This is a genomic window from Streptomyces sp. NPDC005393 (genome assembly GCF_040606675.1).
GTDB lineage: Bacteria > Actinomycetota > Actinomycetes > Streptomycetales > Streptomycetaceae > Streptomyces.
This window is the reverse complement of the sequence record NZ_JBEXFG010000023.1, coordinates 63,754-77,538: the sequence shown is the minus strand read 5'-3', so window position 1 is coordinate 77,538 and position 13,785 is coordinate 63,754. Positions and strand designations below refer to the sequence as shown.

Here is a 13,785-nt window from a genome sequence, read left to right as displayed (position 1 = left end):
GATGTCAGTGGCTGGGCTTAGGCTGGCCGGGTGTCCAATACGCCGGTGAGAGCACAGGACAAGGGGGCCGGACGGGTGACCGCACCTCGAAATTCCGCTGTGGGCGAACAGGGATCCGACGAGACGGCGAAAGCCGCGAAGCCGCACAAATCTGTCAAGGCTTCCGGGGCCGCCCGGCCCGAGTCCCGGCTCGCGCTCGTCCGCCGCGCCCGGCGCATCAACCGCGATCTCGCCGAGGTGTATCCGTACGCCCATCCCGAGCTGGATTTCGAGAACCCCTTCCAGCTGCTGGTGGCCACCGTCCTGTCCGCCCAGACCACCGATCTGCGGGTCAACCAGACCACCCCCGCGCTCTTCGCCGCCTACCCGACCCCCGAGGACATGGCGGCGGCCGACCCCGAGGTCCTGGAGCAGCTGATCCGGCCGACCGGCTTCTTCCGCGCCAAGGCCAAATCGCTGCTCGGCCTGTCCGCCGCCCTCCGCGACCGGTTCGGCGACGAGGTGCCGGGGCGTCTGAAGGACCTGGTGACGCTGCCCGGCGTCGGCCGTAAGACCGCCAATGTGGTCCTCGGCAATGCCTTCGGAGTGCCGGGTCTGACCGTGGACACCCACTTCGGTCGGCTGGTGCGGCGCTGGAAGTGGACCGAGCAGGAGGATCCGGAGAAGGTCGAGACGGAGATCGCCGCGCTCTTCCCGAAGAGCGAGTGGACGATGCTCTCGCACCGCATCATCTTTCACGGCCGCCGCGTCTGCCACGCCCGCAAGCCCGCGTGCGGCGCCTGCCCGATCGCCCCGCTGTGCCCGTCGTACGGGGAGGGCGAGACCGATCCGGACAAGGCGAAGAAGCTGCTGAAGTACGAAATGGGAGGCCAGCCGGGCCAGCGGCTGCGCCCGCCGGCCGACTACCCGGGCCGCCCGGCCCCGCCCCTGGGGGCGGCAGGAGCCGCCGGAGCCCCGGGAGCCGCCGAGTGACGAGCACCTACGACGGGGGCGTGGGGGTCAGTCTGCAGGGGCTGCCCGAGTGGCTGCTTCCCGTCGCCCGCGTGGCCGAGACGATCGAGCCGCTCCAGCTGAGCCGGTTTCTGCCGCCGCCGCAGGGCGGCGGCCGCCCCTCAGCCGTGCTGGTGCTCTTCGGGGAGGGGCCCGGTGGCCCCGAGCTGCTGCTCATGGAGCGCTCCGGCTCCCTGCGCTCGCACGCGGGCCAGCCCTCCTTCCCCGGCGGTGCGCTCGACCCGGAGGACGGCCATCCGGACGGGGCGGGGCCGCTGCGCGCGGCGCTGCGCGAGGCCGAGGAGGAGACGGGGCTCGACCCCTCGGGCGTCCAGATCTTCGGGGTGCTGCCGCGGCTCTACATCCCGGTCAGCGGCTTCGTCGTGACACCGGTGCTGGGCTGGTGGCACCGGCCCAGCCCGGTCCAGCCGGTGGACCCGGCCGAGACGGCCCGGGTCTTCACGGTTCCCGTGGCGGATCTCACGGAACCGGCGAACCGGGCGACGACGGTCCACCCGAGTGGTCACCGGGGGCCCGGATTCCTGGTTGGAGGGGCTCTGGTCTGGGGTTTCACGGCCGGAGTGATCGATCGCATCCTGCACTACGCGGGATGGGAGCGACCGTGGGACCGTGCCAGGCACGTCCCACTCGACTGGCGCGCGTGAGACGGTGTCCCGGTGAATGTGCTGGACATCCTGTTGCTGCTCGCCGCCGTATGGTTCGCGGTCATCGGCTACCGCCAGGGTTTCGTCGTCGGCGTGCTGTCGGTGACCGGATTCATCGGCGGCGGACTGATCGCGGTCTATCTGCTGCCGGTCATCTGGGACGGCACCTCCGTCAAGGCGTCGCCGGGCACCTTCGGCGCCGTTGTGGCGGTGGTGCTGGTGATCGTGTGTGCCTCGGTTGGCCAAGCTGCCACCACCCATCTGGGCAACAAGCTGCGCCGGTACATCACCTGGTCACCCGCGCGCGCCCTGGACGCGACCGGCGGTGCGCTGGTCAACGTCATGGCGATGCTGATGGTCGCCTGGCTGATCGGCTCGGCCGTGGCCGGCACCTCCCTGCCCACCCTGGGCAAGGAGGTCCGCAGCTCCAAGGTGCTGCTCGGGGTCTCCCGCGTCGTCCCGGAGCAGGCGGACACCTGGTTCACCGACTTCTCCTCGGTGCTCGCGCAGGGCGGCTTCCCGCAGGTCTTCTCGCCCTTCGCGAACGAGCCGATCACCTCGGTGCCGCAGCCGGACCCGGCGCTCGGGCAGTCCCCGGTGGCCACCCGCGCCCAGCAGAGCATCGTGAAGGTGGTCGGCACCGCCCCCGGCTGCGGCAAGGTCCTCGAAGGCAGCGGCTTCGTCTTCGCGCCGAACCGGGTGATGACCAACGCCCACGTGGTCGGCGGGGTCGACGAGCCGACCGTCCAGATAGGCGGCGAGGGCCGGCTCTACGACGCGAAGGTCGTGCTCTACGACTGGAAGCGCGATATCGCGGTCCTCGACGTGCCCTCGCTGGGCGCGCCGGCGCTCCAGTTCGCCCAGGACGACGCGCGCACCGGCGATGACGCGATCGTCGCCGGATTCCCGGAGAACGGCGCGTTCGATGTGCGCGCCGCCCGCGTCCGCGGCCGTATCCAGGCCAACGGCCCGGACATCTACCGCCGCACCACCGTGCACCGCGATGTGTACTCGCTGTACGCGACGGTGCGGCAGGGCAACTCCGGCGGCCCGCTGCTCACCCCGCAGGGCCGGGTGTACGGCGTCGTCTTCGCCAAGTCGCTCGACGACGCCAACACCGGGTACGCGCTGACGGCGGACGAGGTGCGCACGGACGCCGAGCAGGGGCGTACCGCCGACCAGCCGGTGGACAGCCAGGGGTGTGCCCTCTAGCGAGCGGCGGTGGTACCGGAGACGCCGGGCGATGCCGGTGGTGCCGGGCGATGCCGGGCGATACCCGTCGTGCCGGGCGATGCCAGTGGTGCGGTGCTAGCGGCTGCGGGGATGGCGCAGCCGCGCCGACACCCAGCGGGCACGGCGGCGGATGATGCGAGGAATCCCCATATCGGGGTCATGGCCTTGGATAGGCCCGGAGCCGCCCCGCCCGGAAACGCTCAGCGCGGCATTGGCAGCGGCGGCGGCTTCGGAGCCGCGGCCGCTTGGTGCGTCACGGTAGTCGTGCGTCCAGCCCATACCCCGGTCTCTGCCCGTGGCCCAAGGTCCGTAATCGCCACTGGCTGCGCCAATTGGCCTATGCTCCAGGCAATTGGCTGTTCGTACGACACGTGTTCGCACGCGGTGGGCGAGATGGCCGCTATGCGTACCGCCGGTCACGCTCAGCGGTCGGGTTCGGGGTCCTTCAGCCAGTTGATCAGCTCGGTGGAGAAGGCCGTCGGATCCTCCTCGTGCGGGAAATGGCCGAGCCCGTCGAAGAGCCGCCAGCGGTACGGCGCCTCCACGTACTCCCCGGAGCCCGCCGCGCTGCGCGTGCGCATCACCGGGTCGAGTGACCCGTGCAGATGCAGTGTCGGCACCCGCACCGGCCGCTTCATCCGCCGGTTGAACTGGAAACCGTCCGGGCGTGCCAGCGACCGCACCATCCAGCGGTAGGGCTCGATCGAGCAGTGCGCGGTCGACGGGATCATCATCGCCCGCCGGTACGCCTCCACCGCCTCGTCCTCGGGCAGCCGCGGCCCGGACCAGTCCCGGATCAGCCGGCCCACGGCCGCCGCGTCGTCCGCGACCAGGGCGCGCTCGGGCAGCCAGGGCCGCTGGAAGCTCCAGATGTGCGAGCTGGCGGCGCTCTGCTTGACGTCCGCGAGCATCGCCGAGCGCCAGCGCCGCGGATGCGGCATCGAGGCCACCGCAAGCCGCCGGACCAGCTTCGGCCGCATCACGGCGGCCGTCCACGCCAGATATCCGCCCAGGTCATGGCCGACGAGCGCGGCGTCCGGCTCGCCGAGCGAGCGGACCACACCGGTGATGTCGAGGGCCAGGTTGGCCGGGTCGTAGCCCCGGGGCGTACGGTCGCTGCCGCCCACCCCGCGCAGATCCATCGCGACCGCCCGGTAGCCGGCGTCGGCGAGCGCGGTCAGCTGGTGCCGCCAGGCCCACCAGAACTGCGGAAAGCCGTGCAGCAGCAGCACCAGCGGGCCGTCACCCAGCTCGGCGATGTGGAAGCGCGCGCCGTTGGCCGCGACATCCCGGTGGGTCCAGGGGCCGTCGAGCCGTACGACCGACGCGGAGCTGTCAGGGACGGTCATGTCGATGAGCGTGTCACATCCCGTGCCGGGCGTCCGCCATTGGCCGCCGCGCGCGGATGCGGCTTGACGTTCCCCAGTACGGCCGCCGTCTCCTTGGACGAGGCGATGGACCGCTTGGGGGGCTTGACCTTCTTGAACTTCAGCAGCGCGAACAGGCCCGCGATTCCGGCGAGCAGCCAGTAGATGCCGCCCACGATCAGAAAGCACCAGGCGAGGCCGAGGCCGGTCCAGGCGCGCATACCGTAGGCGAGGGCGAAACTCAGCACCGGAAGCGAGAACAGCACCAGCACACCGGCCACCATGCCCGCGCCGCTGCCGGCCGCGGCACGCTTGGCCCCCACCCGGAGCTCGGCCTTGGCCAGCGCGATCTCGTCGTGCATCAGCACGGACAGCTCGGTGGTCGCCGTTGCCACCAGCTGGCCGAGGCTGCGGTTGCCGCCGTCGTCGGCTGCGCTCATCGCCCATCTCCCTCTGCTCTTGTGTGTCTTCCGCTCTTACCGCGTCTATTGCCGCGTTCTGCGCTTGCCACGTCAACCGCGCTTGATGTGTCTTCTGCGCTTGGTAGGTCTTCTGCGCATTTCCACGGTCGTCAAGCCTCTCAGATCATGCCGGACCATCGTCGCCGGAGTCGTCCGCGGCAGCCACTTCGGCAAGCCGCCGGTGCTCGGCGGCCTTCGCCTCATGAATGGCGGCCATCCGCAGGTGGTACTCCGGGCTGTCGAGCTCATAGATGTCGGGGATGCCGTCCATGTCCTCGTCCCGCTCCTCCTCCTGACACAGCCGCTGGTACTCGTTGTTACGCAGCTTCAGCAGGACGCCCGCGATCAGCGCGGCGCACACCGAGCCGATGAGGACCGCCGCCTTCACCTTCTCGGCGAGCGCGGGGTCGTCGGGGAAGGCCAGTTCGCCGATGAGGAGGGAGACGGTGAAGCCGATTCCGGCGAGGGTGGCGACGGCGAGCACATCCGCCCAGGCCAGATCCTCATTGAGCTTGGCCCTGGTGAAGCGGGCGGCGAGCCAGGAGCCCCCGAAGACGCCGATGGCCTTGCCGACGACGAGGCCGAGGACGACGCCGAGGGTCTCGGGGCGGGTGAAGACGTCCGCGACGGCGTCGCCGGAGATCGGCACCCCGGCCGCGAACAGGGCGAAGAGCGGCACGGCGAGCCCCGCCGACAGGGGGCGCACCCGGTGTTCGATGCGCTCGGCGGGGGAGTGGTCCTCGCCTTCGCGCACGGTGCAGCGCAGGATCAGGCCCATCGCGACGCCCGCGACGGTGGCGTGCACTCCGCTCGCGTGCATCAGCGCCCAGATCACGATCCCGAGCGGGACATAGACATAGGCGCCGCGCACGCCTTTGTGGTGCAGCAGCCAGAAGAGGGCGAGACCGGCGAAGGACAGGCCCAGGGCGACGAGGTCGATGTCCTGGGTGAAGAAGATCGCGATGATCAGGATCGCGCCGAGATCGTCGACCACCGCGAGGGTGAGCAGAAACGCGCGCAGGGCGGCGGGCAGCGCGGTGCCGATGACGGCGAGGACGGCGAGCGCGAAGGCGATGTCGGTCGCGGTCGGCACCGCCCAGCCCCGGAGGCTGCCGCCGCCGGCCGCGCTGACGGTGACGTAGACGAGCGCGGGTGCGGCCATACCGCAGACGGCGGCGACCACGGGCAGCGCGGCGGCCTTCGGGTCGCGCAGCTCGCCCGCCACGAGCTCGCGCTTGAGCTCGATACCGGCCACGAAGAAGAAGACGGTGAGCAGCCCGTCGGTGGCCCAGGAGGCGACCGACAGATGGAGATGCAGCGCCTGCGGGCCGAAGGAGAAGTCCCGTACGTCGCCGTAGAAGTCGCTGAGCGGGGTGTTCGCGAGGATCAGCGCGGCGATCGCGGCGACGAGCAGGATCATGCCGCCGACGGTCTCGGTGCGCAGCGCGTCGGTGACGAACGTCCGCTCGGGCAGCGGCATGCGCCCGAGGAACTTACGGCTGGTGGGCGCGGCCACTGGCGGGGCCTCCTGGGGGTCGGTGGTGCGGACACACATGTCGTGTGTGCCGACCAGTCTTCCCGGCGCGCCTCTGACACTCTTGTCGCGCTCTTTACACGACCGGTAACCACCCTAACCGCAATCGTTGAGGGGCGCCCCCTTGCCAGGCGGGGGCGCCCATCATCCGCTACACCGCTATGACCAGGCCGGTCCTCGGTGGCCGACCGCAGTGTGAGCCCGGTGTCAGTCCTCGCTGGGGGCGGACGGCAGCTTGCTCTGGATCAGCTCCATGACGGAGGAATCGGTGAGCGTGGTGACATCGCCGAGCGCGCGGTTCTCGGCGACATCGCGCAGCAGCCGGCGCATGATCTTGCCGGAGCGGGTCTTGGGCAGCTCCGCCACCGGCATGATCCGCTGGGGCTTGGCGATCGGGCCCAGCTGCTTGGCCACATGGGCCCGCAACTCCTCGACCAGCCCATCGTCCTCGGCGGCGCCGCCGCGCAGGATGACGAAGGCGCAGATGGCCTGGGTGGTTTGCGGATCGGTGGCCCCGACGACGGCGGCCTCGGCGACCTTGGGGTGCGAGACGAGCGCCGACTCGACCTCGGTCGTCGAGATGTTGTGGCCGGAGACCAGCATGACGTCATCCACCCGGCCGAGCAGCCAGATGTCGCCGTCGTCGTCCTTCTTGGCTCCGTCGCCCGCGAAGTAGCGCTTGTCGAAGCGGGACCAGTAGGTGTCCAGATAGCGCTGGTCGTCGCCCCAGATCGTACGGAGCATCGACGGCCACGGCTCGGTGAGCACCAGATAGCCGCCGGAGCCGTTCGGCACCTCGTTCGCCTCGTCGTCGACGACGGTGGCGGCGATCCCGGGAAGCGCCACCTGGGCCGAGCCGGGCTTGGTCGCGGTGGCGCCCGGCAGCGGGCTGATCATGATGCCGCCGGTCTCGGTCTGCCACCAGGTGTCGACGACGGGCGTCGTGTCCGCGCCGATGTTCTTGCGGTACCAGACCCATGCCTCGGGGTTGATCGGCTCGCCGACCGAGCCGAGGAGGCGCAGCGAGGACAGATCGAACTTGGCCGGGATGTCGTCGCCCCACTTCATGCAGGCGCGGATCGCGGTCGGGGCGGTGTACAGGATCGTGACCCCGTACTTCTGGACGATCTCCCACCAGCGGCCCTGGTGCGGGGTGTCCGGCGTGCCCTCGTAGAGCACCTCGGTCGCACCGTTGGAGAGCGGGCCGTAGACGATGTACGAGTGACCGGTGACCCAGCCGACGTCCGCCGTGCACCAGAAGACGTCGGACTCCGGCTTGAGGTCGAAGACGGCGTGGTGGGTGTAGGAGACCTGGGTGAGATAGCCGCCGGTGGTGTGCAGGATGCCCTTCGGCTTACCGGTCGTGCCCGAGGTGTAGAGGATGAACAGCGGGTGCTCGGCGTCGAACGCCTCCGGGGTGTGCTGCTCCGGCTGGCGGGAGACGATCTCGTGCCACCACACATCGCGGCCCTCGCTCCAGGCCGTCTCCTGGCCGGTGCGGCGGATGACCAGCACACTGCGCACGTTCTCGGTGCCCGGGCGGGTCAGCGCCTCGTCGACGGCGGGCTTGAGCGCGGACGGCTTGCCCCGGCGGTAGCCGCCGTCGGCGGTGATGACGACGCGGGCGTCGGCGTCCTGGATCCGGGTGGCGAGAGCGTCGGCCGAGAAGCCGCCGAAGACCACGGAGTGGGGGGCGCCGATACGGGCACAGGCCAGCATCGCGACCACGGTCTCGGGGATCATCGGCAGATAGATGGCGACCCGGTCACCCGCCTGGACCCCCAGCTCGGTCAGCGCGTGGGCCGCTTGGGAGACCTCCCGCTGCAGCTCCGCATAGGTCAGGCTCCGGGTGTCACCTGGCTCCCCCTCGAAGTGGATGGCCACGCGGTCGCCCAGGCCGTTCTCGACGTGCCGGTCGACGCAGTTGTACGCCACATTGAGCTTGCCGTCGGCGAACCACTTCGCGAACGGCGGGTTCGACCAGTCCAGCGTCTCGTTCGGCTCGGTTGCCCAGGTCAGCCGACGGGCCTGTTCGGCCCAGAAGCCCAGGCGGTCCGCCTTTGCCCGCTCATACGCCTCCGCTGTGACGTTGGCGTTCGCGGCCAGGTCGGCGGGCGGCGCGAAGCGACGCTCCTCCCGAAGAAGGTTGGCCAGGCTTTCGTTGCTCACGACATCTCCCATTCCCAGGGTGTCCGTTGTGTCCCGGGCCATAGCTCATCAGGCCACGGCACACCCTGACAAGGGCTGTCGTGCGAAAATTGGTTTAGACCTGTCATCGCTCCTGCGCTGATCACCTCACCTCCAGGACTTCCGGTGCCGGACCGCAGCCGCCGGACTCCACGCCGGCCTCACCGCCGACACAGGCGGCCATCGGCCCGCCATGGTCCGGCCGGACGGCCAGGAAGGTGCCCGAAGCGGTGTCCAGGACATACGCCTGCGCCTCCGCCACATGGAAATACATCCCGTGCAGCGCCAGCCCGCCCTCCGCTACCCGCCGCGCGACGCAGGGGTGCTCCATCAGATGGTCGAGCTGCTGCATCACATTGATCAGTGCCAGCCGCTCCACATCGTCGGCCACCGGCCGGTCGGCCAGCGCGACCTCGCCACGCCCCAACCGCCCGATCCGCTCCATCCGCGCCAGCCCCGGTCTGCCGTGGCGCAGCCAGCGCGCCAGTGGCGTCTGCGCGCCGGCGCCGGACGCCCCGTCGCAGGCCCCGCCCGATGTCCCGCCGGACGTCCCATCGGACGCCCCGGGTGGTGGCGTCTGAACCGGGACCGACGAGCCGAGCAGCGCCTGCATCGCCCCGCACCCGGAGTGCCCGCACACCGTGATGCTGCTGACCCTGAGCACCTCCACCGCGTACTCGATCGCCGCGCCCACCGAATCGCAGGAGGCATCGGTGCCCGGCGGTGGCACCAGATTGCCCACATTGCGCACGGTGAACAGATCGCCGGGTCCGCTGGAGGTGATCATGCTGGTGACCAGACGGGAGTCGGCGCAGGTCAGAAAGAGCTGGGTGGGCCGCTGTCCCTCCCGCGCCAGCCGTGCCAGCTCTTCGCGCACCAGCGGTGCGGTGTTGCGCTGGAACGCGCTCACGCCGCCGAGCAGCTGCCCGCCGCTGTGTCCGCCGCCGGGTGCGGCCGCCGGGGCGGGGCGGGTGCAGTGGTGGTTGCGCCAGGGCGTCCACGGCCGGCAGGCATGCGTGCTGACCGGCTCCGCGATCGGCCGCCCCGACCGGCCGCCGAGCGTGACCCCGCCGCCGCGCGCCCGGTGCCCGTCGGACCAGGACTGCAGGGCGTCGTACGCGGCGTGGTCCATGAACGAGCCCCTCAGCTCGACCACCACACTCGCCCCCGCGGGCAGCTGCGCCAGGGCCCGGGTGAGCCGGGGCACCGCGAGGAAGGTCAGCTGACCGCTCACCCGCACCCGGTGGTGGCCGCCCTCCTCGGTCACGGTGATCCGGGTGCGGGTCAGCCGGCGCAGCGCCGTGAAGACGGCGACCGCGATGCCGACGGCCACACCCTGACCCACCCCGAGGAGGACGACGGCGCCCAGCGTCGCCGCGTACACCGGGAACGCGCGATTGCGCTGGACGTCCCTGATATGCGCGAAGTTCACCATTTTCACGCCCACCACCATGATCAGCGCGGCGAGCGCGGCCAGCGGGATCAGCTCCAGCACCCCGGCCAGCAGCCCCGCGCACAGCAGCACCCATGCACCGTGCAGCACCGTGGAGAGCCGGGTCACGGCACCGGCCCGTACATTCGTCGAGCCCCGGATGGCGCCACCCGCGATCGGCAGCCCGCCCAGCAGCCCGGACACCACATTGGCGGCGCCCTGCCCGGCCAACTCCCGATTGAGCCGGGCGGGCCGGTCGGAGTGAGGGCCGGGGCGAGCGCCCGGATGGGCGCCGTGGTGAGTACTGCCGTGAGCGCCCGGGCCGCTGCCCGTGGGTGTGTCGACCGGTGGTGTGTCGACCGGTGTGGTCCTCAGGCGATCGACAGCGGCGGCGGACAGCAGCGACTCCGTACTCGCCACGAGCGTGACGGTCAGCACGGCGGCGATCAAACCGAGCACCGGGCCGTCCGGGAGCCCGGGGAGCGCGGGCGCTTCCCAGGACGGCAGCTCGACGCGCGGCAGGGACATCCCCGCGCCGGTCGCGCTGGCCGCCGCCACCGCAGCGAGCGGCGCCGGAACCGCTCGCGCCATACGCCCCGCCCGGCCCGGCAGCCGCGGCCAGAGCGTGAGCACCCCGACGGTGATCGCCCCGACCAGCAGGGCGGCCGGGTGCGGATCGCTCAACTCGGCGGGCAGTGCGGCGAGATTGTCGATCACCGAGCTGTCGGGGCTGTCTCCGAGCACCACATGGAGCTGGCCGACCGCGATGACGACGCCGATCCCCGCGAGCATGCCATGGACGATGGCCGGGCTGATCGCGAGCGCCGCGCGGGCGACCCGCAGCGCGCCGAGGGCCAGCTGGGCGACGCCCGCGAGCACGGTGATCGCACAGGTGGTGCGCCAGCCGTATCTCTGCACCAGGTCGGCGGTGACCACCACGAGGCCGGTGGCGGCCCCGCTGACCTGCAACGGGGCACCACCGAGCAGCCCCGCCACGATGCCGCCGACGGCGGCGGCCACGAGTCCGGCATGGAGCGGGGCGCCGGTGGCCAGCGCGATGCCCAGGGAGAGAGGAATAGCGATCAGGAAGACGACGATCGAGGCGGAGAGATCCCTGCGGCAGGAAGCTCCGTCGATCCGGTCCACGAGCTTCAACATTCCCGTCTCCTCCGGGGCTTCGCGGTCGCGGGCAAGCGCGCGGCCGTGGGTCACGGCGTACTGCGGTGATGACTCCCAAGCGTTGGTAAATGAATCGTAATGCTGAGTAAAGTCAACGGGGAGCGTTTTGCGGGGAAGTGCGCTGATATTCCATCTATCGGGTGAATAGTCATTTGAAATGCCTTGTCATCCTCTGTCCTTTGGTGCCTCTATGTGAGGTTGGCTCCCATCCGGCCAAAGCTCCCCGGGTCAAGGAACGACAAGAGGGACGAGGTGGCGGCGTGAGAGTCAGAAGAAACGTCACTGCATGGCTCGCCGTGACGGCGGCGCTCTCCGTGCTGGTCAACTGTTCCGGAGGATCCGGAGGTTCGCACGGCTCAGGCGGCTACGCGGGTCCGCGCCACGACAGGGACCGTCCGCAGAAGGGCCCGGCCGCGCCGAAGCATCCCGAGCAGGCCGCGAAGGCGGTCCGGGTCATCGGCGACGGATCGACCTCCGACACCGGCCCTCAGCCCCATCAGCCAAGGACCGAGCCGCTCCAACCCGGTGAGAAACCGCCGCAGTTCGTCGTCTTCTCCTGGGACGGCGCGGGCCAGGACGAGCAGAAGCTGTTCTCCCACTTCCGTGCGGTCGGCACGAAGTACGACGCGACGATGACGTACTTCCTCAGCGGTGTGTACCTGCTGCCCGCAGACAAGCGCGATCTCTACGACCCGCCGAAGCATCCGCGCGGCGCCTCGTCCATCGGCTTCAACAGCGTCAAGGGCATCAAGGACACCGTGGAGCAGCTCCGGGGCGCCTGGCTGGACGGCAATGAGATCGGCACCCACTTCAACGGGCACTTCTGCGGGCCCCACGGCGGTGTCGGCACCTGGTCCACCCGCCAGTGGATCAGCGAGACCCGGCAGGCCGAGTCGTTCGTCAAGAACTGGAAGACCAACTCGGGCCTCGGGCACGAGGAGTCGCTGCCTTTCGACTACGACAAGGAGCTCGTCGGCGGCCGTGCCCCCTGCCTGGAGGGGCAGAAGAATCTGATCCGGGCGGCCAGGAAGATGGGCTGGCGCTACGACGCGAGCTCGGTCGGCGGCCTTCAGATCTGGCCCCACACGATCCACGGCATCTGGGACTTCCCGCTCCAGCAGATCCCGGTGCCGGGCCGCCAGTTCGAGACGCTCTCGATGGACTACAACTTCCTCGCCAACCAGTCGGGTACGGGCAAGGGCACCCGGTCGAAGCGCGCCGCATGGGGCCACCAGATGCGCGACGGCATGCTCGCCGCCTTCGAGCGGGCGTACGAAGGCAATCGCGCACCCCTGTTCATCGGCAACCACTTCGAGTCCTGGAACGGCGGAACCTATATGCGCGCCGTCGAGGACGTCATCAAGGAGGTCTGCCCGCGCGAGGGCGTGCGCTGTGTCTCCTTCAAACAGCTGGCCGATTGGCTGGACGCGCAGAACCCCGACGTCCTGGAGAAGCTGCGCGCGCTGGACGTCGGCAGGCGGCCGCCGGGCGGCTGGAAGCGCTATCTGGCCGCCGAGCCGACCTTCCCCCGCTCGGCGGCCCCGGCCGAGCGGGAGCGGGAGCACGCGTCCGGGCGGGAGCACGCATCCGAGCGGAAACGGACATCCGAGCGGGAGCGGAAGCGGGATCCCGAGCGTGAGGGGCGGACTAGGCGGGAGCGGGAGTAGCCGCCGGCCGCTCGTCCGTGACGAACTCATCCAGCGTGAAGGCGGGGTCGACCTGGGCGGCCAGATCGGTACCCGTCTTCGCGTTTCCCCAACTCTGCGCGTTCTTCAGGTGGAAGTGCACCATCTGACGCGTGTACCGCCGCCAGTCGCGCCGGTCGTACGAGGCGTCCACCGCGTCGTGCAGCGTCCGCAGCGCATCGCGGTTCGGCTGCTCCAACTCCGCGAACCGGGGCGGGCGGCCCTTCTCCATCGTCCGGACCCAGTCGGAATGGCCGAAGGTGACCAGCAGGTCCTCGCCCACCTCCGCGCGCAGAAAGGCGAGGTCGTCCGGTCCCTGCACCTTGTTGCCGACCACGCGCAACGCCACATCGAAGTCGCGGGCGTACTCCTTGTACTGGCGGTAGACGGCGATTCCCTTCCGGGTGGGCTCGGCGACCAGGAACGTCATGTCGAAGCGGGTGAAGAGCCCGGAGGCGAAGGAGTCGCTGCCCGCCGTCATATCGACGACGACGAACTCCCCGCGCCCGTCCACGAGATGGTTCAGGCACAGCTCGATCGCGCCGACCTTGGAGTGATAGCAGGCGACGCCGAGATCGAACTCGGTGAAGGGGCCGGTCGCCATCAGCCGCACCTCCCCGTCGTCCAGCGGTACGGTCCGGGCGCATGCCTCGTAGACGGGGTTGTCCTCGGCGATCCGCAGCAGCCGCGACCCCTCACCCGGCGGGGTTGTCTTGATCATGGTCTCGGCGGAGGCGATCCGGGGGTTCGTACCGCGCAAGTAGTCCTTGATCAATGGAAGATGGGCGCCCATGGCGGGCAGTGCGGCGGCCTCCTCCTCGTCGAGACCCAGCGCCGCGCCCAGGTGCTGGTTGATATCGGCGTCGACGGCGACGACCGGGGCGCGAGTGGCGGCGAGATGGCGGATGAACAGCGACGACAGCGTCGTCTTGCCGCTGCCGCCCTTGCCTACGAAAGCGATCTTCATGTTCACGTAGCGTAGGTGAGCGACCCCCTTCCCCGAGGGATTTACGTGAAGAAGACCACTCCAACGAGGGGTGCCGGCGGGCGGG

The 13,785-nt window shown here is 70.4% G+C and carries 11 protein-coding genes; 4 read left to right on the top strand and 7 right to left on the bottom strand.

Annotated elements, in window-relative coordinates:
* Positions 1-75: 75 nt before the first annotated feature.
* The 3 genes from nth to ABZS71_RS20225 are packed head-to-tail and all read left to right on the top strand — an operon-like array spanning position 76 to position 2,867.
* On the top strand, positions 76-972 hold the full coding sequence (nth, locus tag ABZS71_RS20235; RefSeq protein WP_356211929.1) for an endonuclease III: 897 nt from the start codon (positions 76-78) through the stop codon (positions 970-972).
* Positions 969-1,655, top strand: coding sequence for a CoA pyrophosphatase (locus ABZS71_RS20230; RefSeq protein ID WP_356211926.1), 687 nt, complete (start codon positions 969-971; stop codon positions 1,653-1,655). Before nth ends, ABZS71_RS20230 begins: the two co-directional genes overlap by 4 nt.
* Before the next feature lie 12 nt (positions 1,656-1,667).
* Positions 1,668-2,867, top strand: coding sequence for a MarP family serine protease (locus ABZS71_RS20225; RefSeq protein WP_356211923.1), 1,200 nt, complete (start codon positions 1,668-1,670; stop codon positions 2,865-2,867).
* A 96-nt stretch (positions 2,868-2,963) separates the two neighbouring features.
* Here ABZS71_RS20225 and ABZS71_RS20220 read toward each other — a convergent pair whose 3' ends face one another.
* The 6 genes from ABZS71_RS20220 to ABZS71_RS20195 all read right to left on the bottom strand — a co-directional run bounded on the left by ABZS71_RS20220 (position 2,964) and on the right by ABZS71_RS20195 (position 11,027).
* On the bottom strand, positions 2,964-3,167 hold the full coding sequence (locus ABZS71_RS20220; protein ID WP_355841539.1) for a hypothetical protein: 204 nt from the start codon (positions 3,165-3,167) through the stop codon (positions 2,964-2,966).
* A 143-nt stretch (positions 3,168-3,310) separates the two neighbouring features.
* Positions 3,311-4,237, bottom strand: coding sequence for an alpha/beta hydrolase (locus ABZS71_RS20215; RefSeq protein ID WP_355841542.1), 927 nt, complete (start codon positions 4,235-4,237; stop codon positions 3,311-3,313).
* Positions 4,234-4,695 carry a phage holin family protein gene (locus ABZS71_RS20210; protein WP_355841545.1) on the bottom strand — a complete coding sequence of 154 codons (462 nt, stop codon included), beginning with the start codon at positions 4,693-4,695 and terminating at the stop codon, positions 4,234-4,236. The genes ABZS71_RS20215 and ABZS71_RS20210 overlap by 4 nt, the downstream gene beginning before the upstream one ends.
* A 145-nt stretch (positions 4,696-4,840) precedes the next feature.
* Positions 4,841-6,232 (bottom strand): Na+/H+ antiporter NhaA, encoded by a 1,392-nt coding sequence (gene nhaA, locus ABZS71_RS20205; RefSeq protein WP_356211920.1) that lies wholly within the window; start codon positions 6,230-6,232, stop codon positions 4,841-4,843.
* Between the two features lie 225 nt (positions 6,233-6,457).
* Complete coding sequence (gene acs / locus ABZS71_RS20200; RefSeq protein ID WP_356211917.1) at positions 6,458-8,419, bottom strand: acetate--CoA ligase; 1,962 nt, start codon at positions 8,417-8,419, stop codon at positions 6,458-6,460.
* Between the two features lie 121 nt (positions 8,420-8,540).
* Positions 8,541-11,027 carry a SulP family inorganic anion transporter gene (locus ABZS71_RS20195; RefSeq protein ID WP_356211914.1) on the bottom strand — a complete coding sequence of 829 codons (2,487 nt, stop codon included), beginning with the start codon at positions 11,025-11,027 and terminating at the stop codon, positions 8,541-8,543.
* A gap of 281 nt (positions 11,028-11,308) precedes the next feature.
* On the opposite strand from ABZS71_RS20195, the gene ABZS71_RS20190 reads away from it, so the two are divergent.
* The gene (locus ABZS71_RS20190) at positions 11,309-12,715 is read left to right on the top strand and encodes a hypothetical protein (protein ID WP_356211911.1); all 1,407 of its coding nucleotides are present in this window, start codon (positions 11,309-11,311) and stop codon (positions 12,713-12,715) included.
* Here the strand turns inward: ABZS71_RS20190 and ABZS71_RS20185 are convergent.
* Positions 12,696-13,700, bottom strand: coding sequence for an ATP-binding protein (locus ABZS71_RS20185; protein WP_356211908.1), 1,005 nt, complete (start codon positions 13,698-13,700; stop codon positions 12,696-12,698). The genes ABZS71_RS20190 and ABZS71_RS20185 overlap by 20 nt on opposite strands.
* Positions 13,701-13,785 lie beyond the last annotated feature (85 nt).